Genomic DNA, 23,893 nt, shown 5'->3' with positions numbered 1-23,893 from the left:
CTCAGTTCGCCTCCAGTTCGTTTAGGAAATCAAACATGTCGCTCAAGTCGTCCTCGTGATTCGATGTCATGCAGCCCGCCACCGCCTCGGCGTACTCCGCCAGGGTGCGAGCCTTGAACAGCAGTTCCAGGCTCAGGTCCAGGCCAAGCGCCAGTTGGACCTGGGCGGTGACCTGGGTGGCCAGCAGCGAGTGCCCGCCCAACTCGAAGAAATTGTCCTGCAGGCCGACACGCTCGACCTTCAGCACTGCCTGCCAGATCCCGGCCAGGCACCGCTGCAGCTCGTCCTGCGGGGCCTGGTAGGCAGCCTGCCCGCCCTGGGCCGGGGGCTCGGGCAACGCCTTGCGGTCGACCTTACCGTTGGGGGTGAGCGGTAGCTGCGCCAGGCATACCCACTGGCTCGGCACCATGAAGGCCGGCAAGCGGCGCTCCAGCTCGGCACGCAGCAGGCGCAGGTACTCGGCCTCATCGCCCGACAGACCGCCCCCCGGCACCACGTAGGCGACCAGGACCTTGCCATGGGCCCCGTCACGGGCCGCTACGACGGCGTCACGTACCCCAGCCTGGTCCTTGAGGCAGGCCTCGATCTCGCCCAGCTCGATACGAAAGCCCCGGACTTTCACCTGGTGGTCGATCCGCCCCAGGCAATCGACCAGGCCGTTGGCTCGCAGCCGCACCAGGTCACCGGAGCGGTACATGCGCGCCCCCGGCGGGCCGAAAGGGTCCGGCACGAAGCGCTCGGCGGTCAGCCCCGGACGGTTCAGGTAGCCCCGAGCCACGCCCTCGCCGCCCAGGAACAGCTCACCGGCCAGGCCGGCGGGCAGCAGTTGCAGGCTGGCATCGAGCACCCGCGCGCTGCGGGCGCCGACGCGGTCACCGATCGGGGCATGGGCGGCCTCGCAGCGATCGCCTGCGGCAGCTTTCCAGATCAGCGGCGTGACCACCGTCTCGGTCGGGCCGTAGCCATTGATGATGTATTGCGGGCGCAAGGCGCGCTGGGCCAGGTCGAAACTGGCGCTGGCCACCGCGTCGCCACCGAAGCAGTACACACGCATGGCCGGCGGGTTGCCTGCGCGCTCGGCCTGTACGGCCAACTGCTGCAGGTATACCGGCGGGAAGGCCGCAACCGTCACGCCATGGCGATGCAGGGCAGCGAAAGTCTGCTCCGGTGTCCACAACGCATCGTCGCGCAGCAGCAGGCGGGCGCCGTGGGTCAGGCTGGTGAGCCAGCGCTCGTGGGCCCCGTCGAAGGCGAACGACATGAACAGCAGTTCGCAGTCGGACTCGCTCATTTCGTAGCGTGCGCCGATGCTCTGGCAATGCATGGCCAGCGGACCGTGCTCGACCGCCACGCCCTTGGGCAAACCGGTGGAGCCGGAGGTGTAGATGATGTAGGCCAGGTTACCTGGCTCGACGGCTACCGATGGCGACACACTGGGGTAGCTGTCCAGCTCCAGCTGGTCCACCGCCAGGGATCGCACACCGGCCGGCAACGGCACCGCCCAGGGTTGGCGGGAATCCACCAACAACAAGGGTGCCGCGCTGTCCACGAGCAGGTACGCCAGGCGCTCGGCCGGGTAGGCAATGTCCAGTGGCACGAACGCACCACCGGCCTTGAGCACGGCGAGCAAGGCCACGGGCAACTGCTCGTTGCGTGGCAGGGCGACGGCGACCCGGACCTCCGGCCCTACGCCCTGCGCCACCAGGGCATGGGCCAACTGGTTGGCACGCTGCTCCAGCTCGGCGAAGCTCAGTTCGCGCTCGTCCTGCACCACTGCCACCCGACTTGGCTGGCGCGCAGCCCAGAGGCTGATGCGCTGCTGCACCAGCAGGCCGTCGCCCGGCGCCGCCTCGGCATTGCGCTCGGCATCCAGGGCCACCTCGTCGGGCAGCGCCAACCCCAGTTCCCCCAGGGGTTGCCCGGGCGCGCTGACGAACTGCAGCAACAGATGCTCCAGGTGCGCGGCCAGGCGCACCACGCTGGCCGGCTCGAAGTGTGCCCGGGCGTAGTCGAAGCCCAGGTGCAGCTCATCGCCCAGCTCCACCGCCAAGGCCAACGGATAATGGGTCTGCTCGTGGCTGTGCACGGCACCGAAGCGCAGCGCGCTGGCATCCCGTTGACGCAGGACCTCCCCGACCGGATAGTTCTCGAACACCAGCAGGCTGTCGAACAGGCTTTCGCCCGCCAGGCCTGCCCAGCGCTGGATCTCGAACAACGGCGTGGCTTCGTGCTCGCCGCGCTCCAGGCTGTCGGCCTGCACCTGCTGCAACCAGCTGGCGACGGTCTGCTCGGCGGCCGGCGTGCCGATCACCGGCAAGGTATTGATGAACAGGCCGACCTGGCCATCGATGCCCGGTACCTGCACCGGCCGCCCGGCGACCGTAGTGCCGAACGCCACGCTGGCCTGACCAGTGTAACGCTGCAACAGCAGCATCCAGGCAGCCTGTACCAGTACGTTGGCGGTGACCTTGTGCTGGCGGGCGAAGGCCGTGAGAGCCTGGGTCCGTCCGGCATCGACCCGTAGCGTATGGCGGGCACGTCCAGGCTGCACCGGCAGGTTGCCGCCCAGGCTCTGGGCCAGGCGGGTCGGCGCTTCGAGCTCGGCCAGGCGCGACTGCCAGTAACGCTCGCCAGCCTCGCCGTCAACCTGCTGCAGCCAGCCGATATAGTCACGGTAACGCCCACTCGGCGTGGCGGGTGGCTGGCCGTGGTAACGCGCCAGTACCTCGCCGAACAGCCGTGCGTAGCTCCAACCGTCCATCAGGATGTGATGGTTGGTGCAGACGAGCCAATAGCTGTCGTCATCGGTACGCGCCAGACACAAGCGCAGCAAGGGTGGCTGGCGCAGGTCGAAGCCACGCGCGCGTTCCTCTTCGAGCAACTGCGCGAGGGCCTGCGCCGGCGCCGTGTGGTTGCGCCAGTCCAACAGCTGGAACGGCAATGCGACCTGCTTGCAGATGAACTGCAGCGGCGCGGACAGCTCGCCCTGCCAGAGGAAGCCGCCGCGCAGCGGTTCGTGGGCCTGGACAGCCTGCTCCCAGGCCGCGCGCAAGCGTGCCGGGTCCAGCCCTTGTACCTGCACATGCATCTGGTTGATGTAGTCGCCACGGCCCTGTTCGTACAAGGCATGGAACAGCATGCCCTGCTGCATCGGCGATAGCGGGTAGAGGTCTTCCAGCGTGGCCAGGGGCAGCCCCAGGCGCTCCAGCCCGGCTTGGTCGAGGCCAGCCAGCGGCACGTCGGACGGTGTCAGACCGCCAGCACCCGGCACGCAGCAGCCATCGACCAGACGGCGCAACTCTTCGCTGAACTGCTCGGCCAACTGGGCCACCTGCGCCGGGGCCAGCTGGTCCTCGGCGAAGGTCCAGCCCAGGCTCAGGCAGCCCTCGAACACCTGGCCGTTGAGCGTCAATGGGTGGCTGAGGGTGGCGCGTGCACTGTGGTCGCGACTGCCGCTGTCACCGGCCGGGCGCAGCAGGGCCTGCTGCCCGTCGAAGCTGCCGTCGAACTGCCCCAGGTAGTTGAACAGCACCTGTGCCCGTGGCAGCGCGGCCAGGCGCTGGCGTGCCGCCAGCGGGCCCAGGTGGCGGAGTACGCCATGGCCGAGGCCTTTGTACGGTACCGCCCGCAGTTGCTCCTTGATGGCCTTGAGGGAGCCCTCCAGGCCCTCGGTGGGCGTCAGGCGCAGGGGATACAGGCTGGTGAACCAGCCGACGCTGCGGCTGAGCTCCAAGTCATCGAACAGCTCCTCACGGCCATGCCCTTCGAGCTCCAACAACACGCTGGCCTGGCCGCTCCAGCGGCACAGCACCCGCGCCAGGGCGGTCAGCAGCAGGTCGTTGACCTGGGTACGCCAGGCCTGCGGCGCCTGCTGCAGCAGGCGCTCGGTGGTCGCGCCGTCCAGCCGGCTGTAAACCGTGCGGGCACGGCTTTCGAGCGCCAGGCCCGCCGGGATCGGCAAATCCGCGCCAGGCGCGCACTGGGCCTCCCAGTAGGCCAGTTGCCCTTGCAGCGAGGCATCGTCCGCCCATTGCACCAGGCGCAGGGCCCAGTCGCGGTACGCACCGGTCTTGGCGGGCAATTGCACGCTGGTGCCCTGCTCGAGCTGCCGGTAGGCCGTCTGCAGGTCTTCGCACAGCACGCGCCAGGACACCCCGTCCACCACCAGGTGATGCGCCACCAGGAACAGCCGCTGCCCGCCTGTGCCCAGGTCCAGCAACAGGCCTCGCAGCAACGGACCGTGGGCTAGGTCGAAGCATACCTGCAGGCGTTGACACTGCTCGCCGAGCGCCTGCTCGTCGGTCACGTGCGCTTGTTGTAGCAGTGGCTGCACCGGCTCCACCGGGCGATAGCTCGCCACCCAGCCCTCCTTGCCCTGGGTGAAGCCCAGGCGCAGCGCGTCGTGGTGATTCACCAGGGCTTGCAGTGCCTGTTCCACCCGCCGAGGGTCCAGGGGCCGGGCCGGTGCCAGCAGCACGGATTGGTTCCAGTGATGCCGATCGACCAGCACCTCCTCGAAGAAGGCCTGCTGGACCGGCAGCAACACCTGTGCGCCTTGCACCGGGCCTTGCTCGGCCTGCGGGGTAGCGGCGCAGGCCTGGGCCACTGCGGCCACGCCCTGCAGGGTCTGGTACTGGAACAAGTCCTTGGCCTTGATCTGCAGGCCGGCCTGGCGCGCGCGGCTGACCACCTGCAGGGAGAGGATCGAGTCGCCGCCCAGCTCGAAGAAGTTGTCCTGCAAGCCGACCCGGTCGCATTTGAGGACCTCGGCCCAGATCGCCGCCAGGGTGACCTGCGCGACACTTTCGGGCGCCTGGTGCGCCGCACGCGAGGGTTGCGGCATCGGCAAGGCCGAGCGATCCAGCTTGCCGTTGGCATTGAGCGGCAACTGCGCCAGGAACAACCAGTGCGTGGGTACCATATGCTCCGGCAGACGCTGGCGCAGTGCGGCGCGCAGGGTCTCGGTATCCGACTCGACGCCCTCACGGGCCACCAGGTAGGCCACCAGTTGCCCACCCAGCCCCAACGGCTGCACCAGCACGGCGGCATCGGCAATCGCCGGGCAGTCGCGCAAGGCGCTCTCGATCTCGCCCAACTCGATGCGCAAGCCACGCAACTTGACCTGTTGGTCGCGCCGACCGTGGTAGGCGAACGTGCCATCGGCGCGCAGACGCGCCAGGTCGCCGGTACGGTATAAACGGGCGCCAGGGGCGCCGAAAGGGTCGGGGACGAACTGCAGCGCGGTCAACCCCGGGCGCCCCAGGTAGCCACGGGCAAGGCCCGCGCCGCCCAGGCACAGTTCGCCAATCGCGTTGCCTGGCGTCAAGGCCAGGTCGGCGTCCAGCAGCCAAGCCGAACGCTCGCCTACCGGGCTGCCGATCGGTGCGTACAACGCCGGGCTGGCCATGGCCTGGCAGGCATGAATCAGCGGGCTGATCACCGCCTCGGTCGGGCCGTAGGCATTGAACAGCTGCCCCGCGCGCAGGCGCGACAGCCCGCTGAACTGCTCCTGGCTCCAGGCTTCGCCGCCGAGGATGCAGGCGCGCACCTCGAGCGGTGGGCTGCCTGGCTCGGCGGCCTCGAGGATACGCGCCAGGTAGCTCGGCGGCAGGTCCAGAACACTGATATCGTGGGCCCGCACCTGCTCCAGCAGTTGCGCGTAGGCCCATTGGGTGGCGTCGCCAAGCACCACCGCAGCGCCCCGCATCAACGGCATGAAGATCTGCTCGGCTGCCGCATCGAAGCTGATCGAGGCGAACTGCAACACACGGTCCTGCGGGCCCACGCCATAGCGTGCGGCCGCGCCATGGCAGTGCATGGCCAGGGCAGCCTGGCTGACCGCCACGCCCTTTGGCCGGCCGCTGGAACCGGAGGTGTAGATCACATAGGCCAGGCTCTGGCCCATGCACGGTGCGGCACGGGCAGGCACTATGGTGTCCACGGTGTCCAGCGCCAGCGTCCGCTGCCCTGCCGCCAATGGCAGGCGCGCCAACTGTGCCGACTCGCCGATGACCAGCGCCGCGCCGCTGTCTGCAAGCATGTACGCCAAACGTTCGGCGGGGTACGCCACATCCAGCGGCAGATAGCCAGCGCCAGCCTTGAAGATGCCCAGCAGGCCGACCACCAGGCCAATGCCCCGTTCGGCGACGATGGCCACCAGCGTCTCGGGCCCCACCCCCGTGGCGCGCAGGCGTGCCGCGAGCTCGTCGCTGCGCAGGTCCAGGGCGGCATAATCGATACGCTCATCGCCATGGATCAGCGCCAGGGCCTGCGGCGCGCGCCGCACCTGGGCGGCAAAGGCCTCCAGCACATTGCCCGGCGCCGCCTCGGTCGGCCCCTCGACCTGCGCCAGGCGCTGCTGCCACTGGGCTGGGGCCTGCAACTGGACTTCGCCCAGCGACTGTCGCGGCTGCTCCACCAGTGCGCCGAGCAAGGTCTGCCAGGCCTCGGCCATGCCGACGATACTGGCCGGCTCGAACAGTTCTGCGGCATACAGGAAGGCCACGTTGATGCCGTGGTCGGTCTCCAGGGTTTCCAGGGTCAGGTCGAACTGCGCCATGCCTGCTGGCAGTACCCTCTCCTGGGCGTGCACGTCCGGCAGGTTGCCCGCGGCGGCGGCGCCCACCGTGTTGAGGTGGTTGTACATCACCTGGAACAGCGGGTTGTGCTGCAGCGAACGCGGTGGGTTGAGCGCCTCCACCAGGCGATCGAAGGGCAGATCCTGATGAGCCTGGGCAGCCAGTGCGGTCTCCCGGGCCTGGCGCACGATCTGCTCCAGGGGGGCGCTTGGCAGGATGTCCAGGCGCAGCACCAGGGTATTGACGAAGAAGCCGACCACGCCCTCCAGGGCCTGGGCATTGCGGTTGTTCACCGGCAAACCGATGCGGATGTCGTGTTGGCCGCAGTAGCGTTGCAGCAACATCCCATAAGCAGCGACGAATACCTGGAACAACGTCAGGTTGTGCTGGCGCGCGTAGTGACGCACAGCCTGGGCCAGGGTGTCCGGCAGGCGCAGGTCCAGGCGCCCTTCGCGGTAGTCGCGGCGCACACCGCGCGGGTGGTCGCACGGCAATTCGAGCAGCGGGTGCTCGTTGCCCAGCTGCCCGCGCCAGTACGCCAGCTGACGCGCCATCTCGCCGGCTTGCAGCCATTGGCGCTGCCACTGCGCATAATCGGCGTACTGGATCGGCAACGCTGCCAGCACGGGCATTTCACCCTGCTGGAACGCGCGGTAGAGCTGGGCGAACTCACGCCCGAGCACGCCCATCGAACCGCCGTCGGAGACGATGTGGTGCAGCGTGACCACCAGCACGAAACGGTCGGCCGCCAGCTCGAACACCCGGACGCGCATCAGCGGCCCCTGCTCGAGGTCGAACAAGGTGTTGATCTCGGCCTCGATACGCGCCTGCAGCGTGGCCTCGTCGGCACCGGCCAACCTGTCCCAGTGCACCACCACCTGCCCTTGCGCCTCGACCACCTGGCACAACTGCTCGCCATCGCGAGCGAAATGGGTACGCAGGGCCTCGTGGCGCGCCACCAGCGCCGCGAAGGTGCGCTCCAGGGCCTGGCGGTCGAGAGCACCGTCGAAGTTAACCACCAGCGGTGTGTGGTAGGCGACGCTCTCGGGCTCCAAGGTCCAGAACAGCCATTGGCGCTGTTGGGCGAAGGATGCGGGCAGCGGCGCATCACGCCCGACGGCCACCAGCTCGCTGGCCGTGGCGGTGCCCCGGGCCGCTTCGACCTCGAGGGCGAAGGCTTGCAGGTCGGCACTGTCGAACAGGCTGCGCAACGGCACATCCGCCCGCACCAGGCGGCGAACACGGGAGATGATCTGAGTGGCGAGCAACGAATGGCCACCCAGGCTGAAGAAGTTGTCACCCAGCCCTACCCGCTCGACGTCCAGCACCTGCGCCCAGATCTGTGCCAGTTGCTGCTGCAGCGGTGTCTCGGGGGCCAGGTAACGCGGTTGGGGGGCATCCGGCAGCGATGCGGCAAGGGCCTGCAGGTCGAGCTTGCCGTTGAGGGTCAACGGCATGGTGTCGAGCAGCACGAACGGGCCAGGCACCATGTAGTCCGGCAGCGTCTTGGCCAGCTCGCGCTTCCAGGCGGCGACCTGTGCGGGCTGGTCACCGATGACACCCTTGGGCACCACATAGGCTACCAACTGCGCCGCGCCCATCGCCTGGAGCACTCGGCAATGGGCCTCGCGCACCTGCGCCAGGCCACGCAACCGCGCTTCGATCTCACCCAGCTCGATGCGATAGCCGCGAATCTTCACCTGGTGGTCGATGCGCCCGTGGAAGGTGAAACGCCCATCCAAGCCCTGGCTGGCCAAGTCGCCGGTGCGGTACAAGCGCGCGCCTGGTGGGCCGAAGGGGTCGGGCACGAAGCGCTCGGCGGTCAGCCCGGGGCGGCGGTGATAACCACGCGCAAGCCCCGCACCACCGAGCAGCAGCTCGCCCCGGGCGCCGCAGGGCAAAGCCTGCAAGTGCCCGTCCAGTACCTGGGCACGTAGGTTCGGCAAGGGGCGGCCAAGCGCCGGCGGCTCGGCACCGCCCTGCAGCAGCGGTGCCGTCAGCACGCCGACCGTGGTCTCGGTCGGGCCGTAGTGGTTGATCACCTGGCAGGCCGGCGCCCACTCGGCGATGCGCGCCAGCAGTGCGGGCGATGCGCTTTCGCCGCCCAGCACCAGGCATTGGCGTGGCAGGCCGGCGCCGCGCTGCTGGTCGCTGAGCAGGGCCTCGATGTGCGATGGCACGATCTTCAGTACATCGATGTTCGCCTGTGCCATGTAGGTGGCGAAACGTTCGGCGTCGAGGGTCAGGTCCAGGTCCAGCACATGGAGGGTGGCGCCGCTGCACAGGGCGCCGAACAAGGTGGTATGGCCCAGGTCGGCGGCGAGCGTGGACACCACCGCCATGCTGCGCGCTCCGGCCAGCGGCAGGGTTTCGAGGATACCCTGCACGTAGTTGACCAGGCCGCCGTGGCTCAACGCCACACCCTTGGCCTGGCCGGTAGAGCCGGAGGTATAGATGACATAGGCCAGGTGGGCCGGGTCGACCAGCACCACTGGCGCGCTCGCAGGCAGCCCCGCCCAGGCAGGCTGCGGTGCATCGAGCACCACCGTATGCACGCCCGGGCATTGCGGCAGCTGCGCCAGCACGGCGCGCTGGGTCAGCAGCACCTTCACCCCACTGTCCTCGATCATGTAGCCCAGCCGCTGGACTGGGAACTGTGGGTCGAGCGGCACGTACGCTGCGCCGGCCTTGAGCACGGCCAGCAGGCCCACCAGCATGTCCAGGGAACGCTCCACGGCGATGCCCACCAGCACATCCGGCCCGGCACCGAGGGCCAGCAGGTGGTGGGCCAGGCGATTGGCCGAACGGTCGAGCTCGGCCCAGGTGAGTTGCTGCCGGCCATGCACCGCGGCCACCTGGCCGCAGCGCTCGAGGGCCTGGCGCTCGATCAGGTGGTGGATGCACAAGGTCGCCTCCCGCGGCTGCGCGGTAGCGTTCCACAGCCGCTGCTGCTCAGCCTGCCCGGCCGACAGCACTGGCAGCTCGCCCAGCACGGTGGCGGGCGAACGTAACCAGCCATCGAGCAGGGTCAGCCAGTGCCAGGCCATGCGTTCGATGGTTTCGGCCTTGAACAGCTCCAAGCGGTAGGTGAACGCGGCGAACAGCCGCCCGCCGCGCTCGTAGGTATCCAGGGCAAGGTCGAAACGTGTGGTGTGGTGGTCGCGCTCCAGGGCACGCAACTGCAGGCCGCCGACCTGCCGCGCCTGCTCCAGGTCGGCCACTTGGGCCTGGTGGTTGAACAGCACCTGGAACAGCGGGTGGTGGCTGCTGTCACGGGCCACGCCAAGGCCATCGACCAGTTGCTCGAACGGCAGCTCTTGGTGCGCCTGAGCCCCCACGACAGCTTCGCGCACCTGCTGTAACAGCGCTGCCAGGCCCTGCTGCGCCTGCGGCTGCACGCGCAGCACCTGAGTATTGATGAAGCAACCGATCAGGCCCTCGACCTCGCTACGGTTGCGATTGGCCACGGGCACACCGAGGCGGATATCGTCCTGGCCGCTGTAGCGCTGCAGCAAGGCCGCGAACGAACCGAGCAGCAGCATGAACAGCGTGACATTGTGCTCACGGGCACTGTCACGCAGGCGCGCCGCCAGCGCCTCGGGGATCTCGAAGGCGTGACGACCGCCCGCCGACCCAGGGCGCAGGGCGCGCGGGAAATCGGTCGGCAGCGCCAGCGGCGGATGCTCGTCACCCAGCTGGCCACGCCAGTACGCCAGCTGGCGGGCCTGCTCGCCGGCCTCCAGCCAGCTGCGTTGCCACAGCGCGTAGTCGCAGTACTGCACCGCCAGAGACGGGAGGTCCAGCACCTGGCCGCGTACCAGGGCATCGTAGCGCTGGATGAACTCGTCGATCAGCACGTTCATCGACCAGCCGTCGGCGATGATGTGGTGCATCACCAGGACCAGCACATGCGCCTGCTCGGCCAGCCTGGCCAGGTGGATACGCAGCAGCGGCCCCTGCTCCAGGTCGAACGGCTGCATCGCCTGCTGCCGTACGAGCTCGGCCACGGCCGCCTGGCGTTGCGCCTCGGGCAGCGTGCCAAGATCATGCCGCACGATCGCCAGCGGTCGCTCCAGCGGCCGCAGGCAAGGCGCATCGCCTGCGTCGAGGGCGAACACCGTACGCAGGGTGGCGTGCCGCTCCACCAGGCCGACAAAGGCCTGTTCCAGGGCGTTCTGGTCCAGCGGCCCGCTCAGGCTGACCGCACTGGGCAGGTTGTAGGCATTGCCCTGCGGCTCGAGCTGCCAGAGCAGCCACATGCGCTGCTGGGCATAGGACAACGGGCAATCCTGCGCCGCACGCACCCCGGCCGGAATCGGCAACACCGAGAAGTCGACCCCTTCGCGTTCCAGCGCAGCGAGAAACACATGGCGTTTTTCCAGGGGCAGTGCCACGAACCGGCGGGCAAGTTTGCGAGCGTCATCTGCGTTCATTTACATCCATCCGTCTAGATCGAGCGAGGCGCAGAGGCGCCCGGTATCCAGGGAAAACGGATGGCTCAGCCGGAAAATTAGACCCCGCCATACCACCTGTGCCGCGGCATTCGCGTCATCGAGGCGGGTTCGCCACGGTGGCTACTGAAACATTTTCTTTCATTTTCACCGTAGGGTTTTCGATTCTCATTCGTCCTAACCATAAACAGCGCGCGTTCGTTGCGATCGGTCGCGCTTCTTCCTGTCCGATGGATTACCCTCACCCATGGCAAAGCAATCGAAATCCAGGCTGTGGTTCCTGGTTCACAGCTGGCTGGCACTGCCGATCTGGTTCTTCGTGCTGATCGTCTGTTTCACCGGTACCCTCGCGGTGGTGAGCCAGGAGCTGGTGTGGCTGGCCAACCCTGACGTGCGTGCCAGCAAGCCCGCCGAAGACGCGGAACGCCTGAGCTACCAGCAGGTGCTCGACGCGCTGCACAAGGCCGAGCCGGACATGGCCGTGCGCACCCTGGCCCAGCCAGACGGCTCGCACTTCGCCCTGCTGGCCAGCGTCACCTACCCGGACGGCACCGCCCCCACCCTGTACGTGAACCCCTACACCGGGGCGATCCAGGGCAAGAGCCCGGACTTCAACTTCGAGGCCTTCACCCGGGCCCTGCATGGCTGGTGGCTGGTGCCGTTCACCAACGGCTACAGCTGGGGCTGGTACCTGGTATCGCTGCTCGGCCTACCGATGCTCGCCTCGCTGGTGACGGGCCTGGTGGTGTACAAGAAGTTCTGGCGGGGCTTTTTCAAATGGCCGCGGCGTGGCCATGGCCCGCGCATCTTCTGGGGCGACCTGCACCGCCTGGCCGGGGTCTGGTCGATCGGGTTCGTCGCGGTGATCTCTATCACCGGCACCTGGTTCCTGATCCAGGCGATCCTCGCCGACAACCACGTCACCCTCTCCACCGAGCCGATCGTCCCGGTCATCGCCCGCGAGCAGGTGCCCCAAGGTGTCGACGGCGGCCCGCCGCCGCGCATCGACCTGGACGAAGCGGCCCGGATCGCCACCGCCGCGATCCCGGGGCTGGAGATCAGCTTCATCTCCCTGCCCGGCACCGCCTACAGCCATGTGCGCATGGGCGGGCGCGGTAGCTACCCGCTGATGTTCCAGACCGCTGAGGTCAACCCCTACACCCGCACCGTCGACAGCCAGTTCAGGCTCGCCGACCGCACACCCCTGGAGTTCGTCACCGAATCCATGCGCCCCTTGCACACCGGTGACTTCGGCGGACTGGCGATCAAGCTGGTCTGGGCCTTCTTCGGTTCGCTGCTGACCCTGATGGTGCTCAGCGGCCTGCTGATCTGGAGCAAGCGTACCGCCCAGGCCACCGCCGCCGCCCTCAAGCGCAGCGAGCGCCAGTCACGCCAGCCCCGCTCCGACGTCGTCGTGGAGGCCCAGGCATGAGTTCGCCCAGCCCCCTGAAGCAGTTCTGGCAGAAGTGGCGCTTTCACCTGAACATCCTGTTGGTGTTGATCCCCCTGGGCTTCATGCCCCGGTACTTCGCCGAAACGCGGCTGTTTCGCGGTGACAGCGGCCTGGGCGCCCATGCGATCGAGGCTATCGCCGTGGGCCCCTACAGCATCGACCTGGCCGAGATGCGCGACGAGGCCCCGCGTGCCGATGGCCCGGCTGGGCACTTCAAGCAGTTCAACGCTGCCTTGTGCAAGGCCTGCATCGGCGAGGTCAAGGCCATCTACCTGCGTATCGGCAAGCCGCGCAGCCTGCGCGCGGCAGGCACGATTTTCTTCGGCACACCGTACCGCATGGGTACGTCGCTGCCGGTCCCGCCCCGTACCCGCCCCGACGCCGACCTCTGGATCACCCTCGAAGGCTGGGACGGCCGTATGCACCAGGCATCGGTCCCGCTGACCAAGGCTTCGCCAGCCACCGTGGCCTGGCTCAAGAAACAAGGAGGCAAGCAATGACCCCCCTGATGCGCAGGCTCGCCCTGCCCCTGCTGGCCCTTGCCACCGCGCCGGCACTGGCCCACAACCCGATGTGCGAATGTACCGAAACCGGCGAGCAGATCACCTGCAAGGGCGGTTTCTCCGATGGCAGCGGCGCGCCTGGAGTGACCCTGGACGTGATCGGCTATGACGAGCAGGTGCTGGTCGGCGGCAAGCTCGGCGAGGACTCGACCCTGACCTTCAAACGCCCCGACGGCGAGTTCTACGTACTGTTCGACGCAGGCCCCGGCCACGTGGTGGAAGTCGACCATGCCGACATAGGCGCGCCATGAGCCGCATCCAAGTGGTGCGCCCGGCCGGCGCCGGGCACGAAACCCTTTATGTGCTGCTGGTCGCGCTGCTGATCGTCGCCATTGCCGCCACCGTGGTGACGCTGCGTGGCGAGCGCAAGGACGAGGTGGTCATCGCCCGCCACCAGGTCGATGCCCGCCGCGACCTCAGTGCCGCCGAGCAAGGCATCTATACCGACCTCTGGGTGGCCTTCGACGAGATCCAGCTGCTGCGCGAGGAAAATGACCAGGCCCCGGCAGTGGCCACCCTGGCCGAGGAAGGCCTGCCGCCCTTCGCCAACGACGCCAGCAGCGCAAGCAGAGGCCGCCATCAATGGCAATGGCTGCCAAACGGCGCCTACCTGGGCCGCAGCCAGGACACCCAGGTCGCCGGCAGTTTCCTGCTGATCCTGCCCCCCGGCGGCGAGCAGCCGGCCGATGTCTGGCTGCGCCGCGACCGCAGCACCCTGTTGCCGGACGACCTGGGCCAGGCTGCGCTGATCGCCGCAGGCTGGCAGCAGGTGGTCAGCCATTACGACGCCGGGGTCACCCGCCAACACCGCCACTGAACCCAAGGACTCCCCATGCTCCGCTCCACCCTCGCTCTGCTCCTGGCCTGCGCCCTGCCCGTCCTGGCCCTGGCCGATAACGGCAAGCCCCTGCGCATCGGCATCACCCTGCACCCCTACTACAGCTACGTGAGCAACATCGTGGGCGACAAGGCCGAGGTGGTGCCGCTGATCCCGGCCGGCTTCAACCCCCACGCCTATGAGCCCCGCGCCGAGGACATCAAGCGCATCGGCACCCTGGACGTGGTCGTGCTCAACGGCATAGGCCATGACGACTTCGCCGACCGCATGATCGCCGCCAGCGAAAAGCCTGACATCGCCACCATCGAGGCCAACGCCAACGTGCCGTTACTGGCAGCCACCGGCATCGCCGCCCGAGGCGCCGGCAAAGTGGTCAACCCGCACACCTTCCTGTCGATCAGCGCCACCATCGCCCAGGTCAACAACATCGCCCGCGAACTGGGCACGCTCGACCCGGACAACGCGGCGTTCTACCGCAACAACGCACGGACCTACGCCAAGCGCCTGCGCACGCTGCGGGCCGAGGCGCTGGCCAAGGTCACCCAGGCGCCGCAGGCGTCCTTGCGCGTGGCCACCATCCACGCCGCCTATGACTACCTGGTGCGCGATTTCGGCCTGGAAGTGACCGCCGTGGTCGAGCCGGCCCACGGCATCGAGCCGAGCCCGGCCCAGTTGAAGAAGACCATCGACCAGCTCAAGGCCCTGGACGTGCAGGTGATCTTCTCGGAGATGGACTTCCCGTCCGCCTACGTCCAGACCATCGAGCGCGAGTCGGGTGTGCGCATCTACCCGCTGACTCATATCTCCTACGGCGAGTACACCCAGGGCAAGTACGAAGTGGAGATGAAGCGCAACCTCGACACCGTGGTGCGCGCCATCCAGGAGACCCGCACGTGACCGCCGCCAACCTCAATGCCGCCTGCGGGCCGCGCATCGACTTCGAGGCCATCGACCTGACCCTGGGGCGCACGCGCATCCTCGAGCAGGTCTGTTTCAGCGTGGCCCCCGGCAGCGTGCACGCCATCGTCGGCCCCAACGGCGGCGGCAAGAGTTCGCTGGTCAAGACCCTGCTCGGGCAGATGCCCCACCAGGGCCGGCTCACCTTGCACTGGCCAGGGCCACGCGAGGTGATCGGCTACGTGCCCCAGGCCCTGGAGTTCGACCGGGGCCTGCCAATGACCGTGGACGACTTCATGGCTGCCCTGTGCCAGCAGCGCCCGGCCTTCCTCGGCCTGGCTCGCCACGCCCGGCCCGCCATCGACGCGGCCCTGGCACGGGTCGGCATGCTCGACAAACGCAAACGGCGCATGGGCGCGCTGTCCGGTGGCGAACGCCAGCGTGTGCTACTGGCCCAGGGCCTGATTCCCGACCCACAACTGTTGGTGCTCGACGAGCCCATGGCGGCCCTCGACGAAGCAGGTATCCAGGTGTTCGAGCAGCTGCTGCAGGCCTGGCGCCAGGCCGGTACCACGGTGCTGTGGATCGAGCACGACCTGGAGGCAGTGCTGCGCCTGGCCGACCGGGTCACCGGCCTGAGCCGCCAGGTACTGTTCGACGCCCCGCCTGCCCAGGCCTTGACCCCGCAGCGCCTGCTGGGCCTGTTTTCCGTCCACCCTCGCAGCGAGTGCCTGGCCTGATGAGCGATGAAACCTTCCGTCAACTGATCCAGGGCTGGGCCACGGCGGGCTATCTGCCAGAGGCGCTGGCCTACGGCTTCGTGATCAACGCCCTGCTCGCAGGCCTGATGATCGGCCCCGTGCTGGGCGGCCTGGGGACCCTGGTGGTGGTCAAGCGCTTTGCCTTCTTCTCCGAGGCGGTCGGCCATGCCGCGCTGACCGGCGTGGCCATCGGCATCCTGCTCGGCGAGCCCTATACCGGACCCTATGGCAGCCTGTTCGGTTATTGCCTGCTGTTCGGCCTGCTGCTCAATTTCCTGCGCAACCGCACCGGGTTGTCGCCGGACACCTTGATCGGCGTGTTCCTCTCGGTGTCCCTGGCCCTGGGCGCGAGCCTGCTGCTGATGTTGGCCGGCAAGATCAACGTGCATATCCTGGAGAACGTGCTGTTCGGCTCGGTACTGACAGTCAGCGCCCAGGACCTGGTGGTGCTGGGCATCGTCGCGATGCTGGTCCTGGCGCTGGCCTTGCCGCTGTACAACCGCATCATGCTGGCCAGCTTCAACCCGCAGCTGGCGGCGGTGCGCGGGGTGGCGGTGAAGACCCTGGACTACCTGTTCGTGGTGCTGGTGACCTTGGTCACCGTGGCCTCGGTGAAGGTGATCGGGGCAATCCTGGTGGGCGCCCTGCTGGTTATCCCGGCGGCGGCGGCACGCCTGGTCAGCCAGTCGCTCAAGGGCTTTTTCTTCATGTCGCTGGCCATCGCCACCCTCAGCGCCGTGCTGGGCATCCTGTTACCCATCGTCTTCGACCTGCCCGTACCTTCGGGCGCGGCGATCATCCTGGTCGCGGGCGCCTGCTTCGCCCTCGCGGCCCTGGCCCGCACCCTCGTTCCCCGCCTGCAAGGAAACCCGGCATGACCTTGAACCTCAAGCACCTGACCCTGGCCCTCGCCCTCGCTGGCCTGCCCAGCTTCGCCCACGCCGCCGGCAGCGAAGTGCTGACCACCTTGCCGGTGACCCACAGCCTGGCTGGCGCCTTGCTCGAGGGTACCTCGGTGCAGCTCAAGCGCGCCGCCCCGGCCAACCTGCCGGCCACGCGTCAGCCGTCGTACTTCGGCGGGCGTGGCGGGGCCAGCCTGCACAAGGCCGCGCAGCAGGCCGACGCGGTGATCGGCCTGCGCTCGATCTGGCGCGACGACCCGCTCTACCCCATGGCCCGGCGTAGCAATATCCGCATCGTCGAGATCGATGCCGCACGCCCGGTGGACGGTGCCCTGCCGGGCATCGCGGTCAAGGGTGACGACGCCTTTGCCAGCTACCCCTGGCTCAACCCGACCAACCTGGGGCGCATGGCTGATGTGCTGGCCAATGACCTGGAGCGCCTGTCGCCCGGCGACAAGGACAAGATCCAGGCCAACCTCGCCGGCCTCAAGCGCCAACTGCTGGCCCTGGCCGCCGAATCGCAGGCACGCCTGGCCGAGGTCGACAACCTCAGCGTGGTCTGCCTCTCCGAACGGCTGGGGTACCTCGCCAGTGGGCTCAATCTGGACGTGGTGGAACAGCCGCTGCCCGCCGGGGACCAATGGGACGCAGCCACACTGCAAGCGCTGACCGACAACCTCAAGGCCCAGGACGTCGCGCTGGTGCTGCATCATCGCCAGCCGGAGCCAACGGTGGCCGCGGCGGTCGCGGCCGGTGGCGCCCGGCTGCTGGTGATCGACAGCGATCCGGAGGATGCCGTAGAGGGTTTGAAAACGAGTGTCGAGCAGGTCGGGGCGGCGCTGGACCAGGGGTAAAACCTGCAGTTCGTGCTTCGCAACTACGTCTCCATTGGCGCCCTGCCCGCGAGGGGCCAACCTCGTAGGGCAAAAGGGCTTTCTCGAACACAGCACCGATCGATCAACTAGACGTTCTTCGCCTACCGTAGCCCCTCCTGCCATAACTCGATGATGACGATGACGATGACGATGACAACGGAACCTCATCTCCCCCCATTGCAAAGACCATCTTGTTCATTTGAGATGAACCGACATAAGGACGGTACTCATGAAAAAGGTCATTAGGCAGCAAAGTAGAAACATAAGGAATCAGATTTTTCCTTGTAACACCAGCGCTCGGCTTATAATGGCCACTATTGTTTGACCAGAACTCGATTTTCGCAAAATCAAAATAGATCGATCCTGCTGCCAGGACGTCTTTCCCTTTACTCAAAGATTCGTGCCCATAAATCAGCAATGGATTTTTCTGGTGGGCGCCCTTCATATGCACCTTATTGATATCACCACAAAGAACACGGCCGGGGTCAGAGGCCAGCACGACAAAGGCAAAAATGCCATCCGCCGCAAACTCCTCACTGGACCGCCCCATCACTGCAGAAAACTCATTATCGTCAAGCGAAAAAAGTCCATATAGGCTGACCGTTTCACCTTCAACCTCCATCTTTCTCAATTCAAAAATTTGGTAATCTTCGGCATGCTTCTGTATTTCCCCCGTCCCGATGCTTATCGCGGACATTGCAGATCGGGCCGCGTAAATTTCACTTATCCCGCTAAGTTCCGCTTGAGAAAGTCGATCCAAGACAGGTTTCTTGGCCCTCTGTGCTTTTTCCTTGTCCGTAGCCGGTTCCCCAACGAGTCCCTCTCTATCGACGATGTTTGGCGGATTATTTCGACAAAACAGGTACAGGTTCATTCCATCTACGGTGCCGGCAGGATCTACACTCAACCATCGGCCTACCCAGGGCTGGTAATAGCGATACCCGTAGTAATACAGGCCCGTGGCATCGCGCTCTTTGCCTGAATAGCGCACGGTCTTGTAACTCGCCTCGATTTCATTACGCGCAACCCATACCGCCGTGCCGCCAAAGGGGTAGTACTCTTCCTGGCTGATCAGGTTGCCGGCGCCATCGACTTCCAGTGCGCTGCTGCCCAGCAGGTTGTCGTAGCTGTAGCGCAGTTGGTCGTTCGGTAGGTCGTCGGGTTTTCCTGCCTGCCAGTGCAGTACCCGCACTTGCGCACGACTGGCCTCGCCGACCGTCATCACCTGCAGGTCTTGCTTGAGCGTGTCGCCATGGGTGTGGGTACGCAGCTCCAGCCCTGGCAGATAGATCACCCGCTGAGCCTGGGTGCTGCGGGCTGTTCGCTGGGTGCTGGCTTTCAGCACGCGCTGGCTACGGCTGTCATAACGGTAGCTTTCACGATCGTCCGTAGCACCTTCGCGCTTCACCGACACGACCTGCTCGAGCTCGGCTCTCGAAGTCCAGGCCAGTGGTTGTCCCGGCAACAGCACGGCCTGCTGTCCGCCGGGGGTGAACAACGTCTCGACGACCGCCGGATTCTTCGTCAGCGAGCTCAACACGGCGCGGTTGCTGCGGTCGCTGACGGTGATGTCGGTGGTGTAGTTGTGGTTCGTGGCAGGGGCGCTGTGGCGGATCTGCAGCAGGTTGCCTGCGGTGTCGTAGCGGTACGTGCGGGTGTATGGGGTGTAGGTGGTGCTGTCGAAGGGGGTGACGTGCGGGAGGTGGCCGCCTGGTTGGCCGGCGTTGGCCATTTCGCGGCCCGTGGCACTGGCCAGTTGGTAGAGGCTGTCGTAGCTGTAGGTGTTTTCCGGCACCACTTTCTGGTTGCGCCAGAACCGGGTGGCCTCGGCGTCGTTGCGGATCTTCAGCACGTTGCCCACCGGGTCGTAGGCATAGCGCAGGTCCTGCAGCACCTTCGCGCCAGTGCCCTGGCGCTCGGTCTTGATGGATGCCAGGCGCTGGGTGTCGGGCTCGTAGGTATAGGTGGTCACCACACCGTTGCCATGCACCTCGCGCAGCTTCTGCCCGGCGGCGGCATAACTTACGGACTGGACGATGACCTGCTCGGCCTTGCCCGCGATCGTCAGCCAGCTGCCACTGAGCTGGCCGGCCACGTCGTAGGCCACCCGTTGCAGGTTGCCTGCGGCATCCAGGGTCGTCAGCATCGCGCCCGTGGCGTCTGCCGTGGTCTGGGTCGTATAGGTCTCGGGGGCCAGTCGGGTGTCCCATTCCGCCGCCTCTTCGCCCTGCCAGTCGGCGGCGATATCAGGATGGTCAGCATCCTTGAGCAGCTGCCGGGTCGTTGAGATCGGCACACCCGTCAGGGCAACGCTGTTCGCCTGCACCAGACCCGCCGGGTCATAATGGCGAGTCACCTGCCCGAGCAGATTATGGTCCCGTGCCTGTTGCGTAACCGGTGCCCAGACGAACCGCTCGGCAATCCGCGCCTCGCTGTCGGCCACCTGCTCCGTCACGCCCAGCGGTCGGCCGGCCTGGGACGGGGCCTCGTACTGCCAGGTACGGGTAACCGCCTGGCTCAGGTCGTCGTTACCCTCTTCGTCGGTAGCAATCTGAGCCACCTCCATGAAAGGGCGCCCGGCGGCATCCCTGAGGGTTATCGAGGTGCCCGCATCGACACTGCGGGTGCGCAAGGCCGTCCCGGCGAGATCCGTCAGGTAGGTGAAGTTCGCCCGGCCAGCCATCGCCAGCCGAGAATCGGCACTGCGTGCCAGGACGCCTCGGGCGTCGTATTGATGATGGGTGATGCGCTCATCCGTCACCTGCGGCTCATCTGGCCGACGGCAATAAGCGATAGTGCGTACAACCAAACCACGATTGTCGCCAACCGCAACGGTTGGCGTGTTTCGATGCAGAACCTGTGGGATGTCAGGCATCGGCAATCTCCTCGGCAAATACCCCCCTAGGGCTTTCAGTAGTCGGCGCCCACGACATCAGGACGCCATGCCGGCCGTCCTGTACGGTGTGCGAGGATCCTAAGCAAGGTGAAACGAAAAAAAGACTGCCAAGGCTGCGAGTTGCCTATCGGCACAACGGCGTTGGTGAGTAGCGGTTTTCCTTGACGCTTCGAGACAACTCGCGCGATACATAAGGGCCAGACCCAAACGGCCTGGCGTCACATGCCCGCTGACAGATGGCTTGCCGCACACAGCTCTCGGCCTGTAACGTGCGCCACATCGCCGCCCCCGGAGCCACCCGCGTGTCCCTCAAAGCCCTGCGCACCCTGGTGACCATTGCCCGCCACGGCACCTTCGCCCGTGCCGCTGACGTGCTCAGCCTCACGCCCTCGGCGGTCAGCCTGCACATCAAGACCCTGGAAGACGAGCTGCAGGTCGCCCTGTTCGACCGTAGCCGTCGTCAGGTGGTGTTGACCGAGGCGGGGCAACTGGCCGTGGCGCGTGCCGAGAGTATCCTCGCCGCCTATGACGAGCTGGCCGACACCTTGGCCTGCGGCCCCAGCTTGCGCGGGCGGCTGCGCATCGGTGCGATCCATACTGTGTTGGCCCGGCGCCTGCCCAAGGCGCTGGTGTGGATCAAGGCCAATCATCCCGAGCTGCACATCAGCGTGTTTTCCGGCATGTCGGCGGAACTGGCGCGCCGGGTCGAGGATGGCGAGCTCGACGCAGCGATCACCACCGAACCGGTGCCGCCCTACCCCCAAAGCCTGCACTACACGCCGTTGTTCGAGGACCGTTTCTGGGCCATCGCCAGCCCCGAGCTTGCGGGCCAAAGCCTGACGCAACTGCTGGCCAGCCAGCCGTTCCTGCGCTTCGACAAGCGTGCCTGGGCAGGGCGACAGATTGAACAGGAGTTGCGCCGGCAGCGTTTGCAGGTCAGCGAGCAGATGGAGCTCGACAGCCAGGAAGCCCTGGCGCGCATGGCCGCCTTGGGGCTGGGAGTGGCGATCATTCCCATGGCCGATGATGATCTGCAGCGATTGCCGCCGGCCATACGCTTGCCGTTCGGCGAGCCACAGCTGGTGCGCAGAGTGGTGCTGCTGGAGCATGAGAAGAGCCAGCGGCGGCATTTGAGTGCGGTGTTGAGAATGGCGTTGGAGGCGTGAGGGCGCGTATGTCGCAGTCGCTGCGGCGGCTGTAAGATCGAGCGCCGCGCGGGCGGCGCTTGATCTCATACCCACCTCCGAACTAAAGCCGGGCCCCATGGCAGCCCCGCAAATGTATCTGGACATGCACAAGCCTTGAAACGCTTCCCAAAGCCTTGCAGCTGGCCAACGGGACATGCCATGACCTGTTGCTGGGTAACGACCATGCGTTGGATGCCAGCAAAGCGCTGGTAGAGGCGCTGCTCGATGGGTTGGAGTTGCAGCGGGTGAAAGGGCCTGGGGTGCCGATAGCCTGATCGAAAGCGTTACCGCCATCGTGGGACAGCGATCCGACTTGTCCCGCGATGGGAGCTACACCGAACATGCATTTTTCCTCAACAGTCACTGCAGAAAACAACGTTTTTTTCTGCTGGCTGCCGCCGCTAGGCTATGCCGGTACCCGACGACGGACCGCCCACGATGCTCCACCTGCTGCTCACCACCTTGCTCCCCATCATCCTGCTGATCACGCTGGGCACCGTGTTGCGGATGCGTGGCTTCCTTGCCGAAACCTTTTGGCCAGGCGCCGAACGCCTGAGTTACTACATCCTGCTGCCCTCGCTGTTCCTCCACGGCCTGGCCACCGCCAACCTCGATGGCGTGCCGATCTGGGGCATGGTCGGGGTGTTGATGCTCTCGACCTTGCTAGGCGGCGTGTTGCTGGTGCTCTACCAGAGCGCGGCGAACCATGACGGCGCCGACTTCACCTCGGTGTTCCAAGGTGGCGTGCGTTTCAACAACTACATCGGGGCCACGCTGGCTGCCGGTATCTACGGCAGCGCGGGCATCGCCCTGGCGGCGGTGGCCAATGCCGCGATCGTGCCGTTGGTCAATTTGCTCTGCGTGCTGGTGTTCGCCCGCTTCAGTGCCCGTCACAGTTCGCCACTGACGGTATTGCGAGCGATCTTTGCCAACCCCTTGATCATCGGCTGCGCCGGCGGGCTGTTGCTGCGCGTGACCGGCCTGGGCCTGCCAACGGGCATAGAGCCCACCGTGAAGGCCCTCGGCCAGGCCGCCCTGCCCTTGGGGCTTCTGTGCGTAGGCGCCGCCCTGGGCGGGGCGCAGCTGGGCCATCAGGTACGGCCGGTGATGGCCGCCTCGGCCTTCAAGTTCCTGGTGATGCCGCTGGCCACCTGGGGCCTGTGCCGCCTGCTCGGGCTGAGCGGCCAGGCCGCGGTGGTAGCGGTCATGTTCCAGGCCCTGCCGACCGCCTCGTCATCCTATGTGATGGCCCGTCAGATGGGCGGCAACGCCCCGCTGATGGCCACCATCATCGCCTTGCAGACCATCAGCGCGGCCGTCACCCTGCCGTTGGTACTGAGCCTGGCGCTGGGTTGAGCCCGCTGCAGCGCCAGTGGGGTACTCAACTGCCTCGGCCCAATGGCGCCGCCAAAGGGCTATTCGTCACCCAATAAATTTCATCCAAAATCATATTGATAACGGCCTTTATATCATTTTGCTTTTGACAAATGCTATCCGCATCAGAAACTCCTTTTTTGCTTGGTCGCTGTTCAGTTCTTGCGGACCATGCTCATCCCAAAAAGCCGACCAATCGGTTTCATCAAAAACGCCCCAATCAGCCGATTCAAAAAACACATCCAGATGATGACGTGTAATGCTGTCCTGATGTACCTCTTCCTTCGAAAAAGGCACATAGCCGGCCATTAGCGTAGACTCATGATCGATGGCGTAAAGTTTTTCATCTTCACCGCGCAATACATTGCCGCCATTATTCCGTCTGTCACGCATAGCCAACAGATAGTCAAATATATAGAGAGGCGTATCTTGCCTCTTATACTCCTTCGGCGGCCGAGCGCCATTTACATATTCAACCACTATTTGCTTGGGATCTCCCACCACCAATGCAACGGGCGGAACGATATTCATACCCAGTGCATCGCTAAATTTCCACGCGAAAAACTCCCGCTTAGCATAGGTACGCTCTTCTGCACCAGTTGCGCCTGCCATGGCAAAACCATCAAACTTCTTGTGCATGACCACTTTGCCGTCCAGCTCAACCAGTCGTGTTACATGACTGGCATCATAGACCTTGATCTGTGTCGCCCCAGCGAGCCTATCAACCGTGATATTTCCATGATCAGCAAGGCGTAATATTTCATCATCATTGAAACGCAAGACTTCCGCTTCACTTTCCCCTGTTGTTCCTGATGGCACAGGCGCCATGGTAGGTCGAGAAGCTAACATCTCTTTTCGTACAGAGCCTACATCACGACGAGTCGGTCGCCGCGGAGGGGGTGAAGGGGGTGGAGGGGGTGGAGGAGACATACGGCCATCCAGATCCCTTCTGTTAACAGGACAGTTTTGGCACATCTGGAATAGATTCACCCCATCAATGAGCCCACCCGGGTCGGCACTCAACCAGCGCCCCAACTCTGTCTGGTAATAGCGCCAGCCGTAGTAATACAACCCCGTCGCATCCTGCTCCTTGCCTGAATAGCGCATCGTCCGTTGGG

The 23,893-nt window shown here is 66.0% G+C and carries 13 protein-coding genes; 10 read left to right on the top strand and 3 right to left on the bottom strand.

Annotation, left to right across the window (positions count from 1 at the left end; genetic code table 11):
* Position 1: 1 nt before the first annotated feature.
* The gene (locus AC1MHZ_RS22265) at positions 2-11,011 is read right to left on the bottom strand and encodes an amino acid adenylation domain-containing protein (RefSeq protein ID WP_482966927.1); all 11,010 of its coding nucleotides are present in this window, start codon (positions 11,009-11,011) and stop codon (positions 2-4) included.
* A 265-nt stretch (positions 11,012-11,276) separates the two neighbouring features.
* On the opposite strand from AC1MHZ_RS22265, the gene AC1MHZ_RS22260 reads away from it, so the two are divergent.
* Genes AC1MHZ_RS22260 through AC1MHZ_RS22225 form a run of 8 tightly spaced genes read left to right on the top strand, consistent with a single transcriptional unit; the run spans position 11,277 to position 17,297 of the window.
* On the top strand, positions 11,277-12,461 hold the full coding sequence (locus AC1MHZ_RS22260; protein WP_324818427.1) for a PepSY-associated TM helix domain-containing protein: 1,185 nt from the start codon (positions 11,277-11,279) through the stop codon (positions 12,459-12,461).
* A complete protein-coding gene (locus AC1MHZ_RS22255; RefSeq protein WP_084857452.1) occupies positions 12,458-12,982 on the top strand; it encodes a thiamine pyrophosphate-binding protein in 525 nt (174 codons plus the stop codon). The genes AC1MHZ_RS22260 and AC1MHZ_RS22255 overlap by 4 nt, the downstream gene beginning before the upstream one ends.
* Positions 12,979-13,296, top strand: a complete 318-nt coding sequence (locus tag AC1MHZ_RS22250) for a hypothetical protein (protein WP_084857450.1) — start codon at positions 12,979-12,981, stop codon at positions 13,294-13,296. The genes AC1MHZ_RS22255 and AC1MHZ_RS22250 overlap by 4 nt, the downstream gene beginning before the upstream one ends.
* Positions 13,293-13,862, top strand: coding sequence for a DUF6162 family protein (locus tag AC1MHZ_RS22245; RefSeq protein ID WP_084857448.1), 570 nt, complete (start codon positions 13,293-13,295; stop codon positions 13,860-13,862). The genes AC1MHZ_RS22250 and AC1MHZ_RS22245 overlap by 4 nt, the downstream gene beginning before the upstream one ends.
* A gap of 15 nt (positions 13,863-13,877) precedes the next feature.
* Positions 13,878-14,780: a metal ABC transporter substrate-binding protein gene (locus AC1MHZ_RS22240; protein WP_482966926.1), complete on the top strand. Its 903-nt coding sequence runs from the start codon at positions 13,878-13,880 to the stop codon at positions 14,778-14,780.
* Positions 14,777-15,520 (top strand): metal ABC transporter ATP-binding protein, encoded by a 744-nt coding sequence (locus tag AC1MHZ_RS22235; RefSeq protein WP_084857444.1) that lies wholly within the window; start codon positions 14,777-14,779, stop codon positions 15,518-15,520. The genes AC1MHZ_RS22240 and AC1MHZ_RS22235 overlap by 4 nt, the downstream gene beginning before the upstream one ends.
* Complete coding sequence (locus AC1MHZ_RS22230; protein ID WP_084857442.1) at positions 15,520-16,419, top strand: metal ABC transporter permease; 900 nt, start codon at positions 15,520-15,522, stop codon at positions 16,417-16,419. Before AC1MHZ_RS22235 ends, AC1MHZ_RS22230 begins: the two co-directional genes overlap by 1 nt.
* A 2-nt stretch (positions 16,420-16,421) precedes the next feature.
* Entirely contained in the window at positions 16,422-17,297 is an 876-nt protein-coding gene (locus AC1MHZ_RS22225) for a metal ABC transporter solute-binding protein, Zn/Mn family (protein ID WP_465002232.1), read from the top strand.
* Between the two features lie 103 nt (positions 17,298-17,400).
* Here the strand turns inward: AC1MHZ_RS22225 and AC1MHZ_RS22220 are convergent, their stop codons facing one another.
* Entirely contained in the window at positions 17,401-20,193 is a 2,793-nt protein-coding gene (locus tag AC1MHZ_RS22220) for an RHS repeat-associated core domain-containing protein (protein WP_482966925.1), read from the bottom strand.
* A 323-nt stretch (positions 20,194-20,516) separates the two neighbouring features.
* Here AC1MHZ_RS22220 and AC1MHZ_RS22215 point away from each other — a divergent pair, with 323 nt between their 5' ends.
* Both AC1MHZ_RS22215 and AC1MHZ_RS22210 read left to right on the top strand, forming a co-directional pair.
* Positions 20,517-21,380 carry a LysR family transcriptional regulator gene (locus tag AC1MHZ_RS22215; protein ID WP_084858916.1) on the top strand — a complete coding sequence of 288 codons (864 nt, stop codon included), beginning with the start codon at positions 20,517-20,519 and terminating at the stop codon, positions 21,378-21,380.
* Positions 21,381-21,839: 459 nt separating this feature from the next.
* Positions 21,840-22,757, top strand: a complete 918-nt coding sequence (locus AC1MHZ_RS22210) for an AEC family transporter (RefSeq protein WP_084858918.1) — start codon at positions 21,840-21,842, stop codon at positions 22,755-22,757.
* A gap of 108 nt (positions 22,758-22,865) precedes the next feature.
* Here AC1MHZ_RS22210 and AC1MHZ_RS22205 read toward each other — a convergent pair.
* Positions 22,866-23,893 (bottom strand): RHS repeat-associated core domain-containing protein (locus AC1MHZ_RS22205; RefSeq protein WP_482966924.1); only part of this gene is annotated, 1,028 nt, incomplete at its 5' end.

Source organism: Pseudomonas sp. FA-1, from assembly GCF_056856075.1.
The sequence above is the reverse complement of the archived record's forward strand: the minus strand, read 5'-3'. Positions and strand labels throughout refer to the sequence as shown.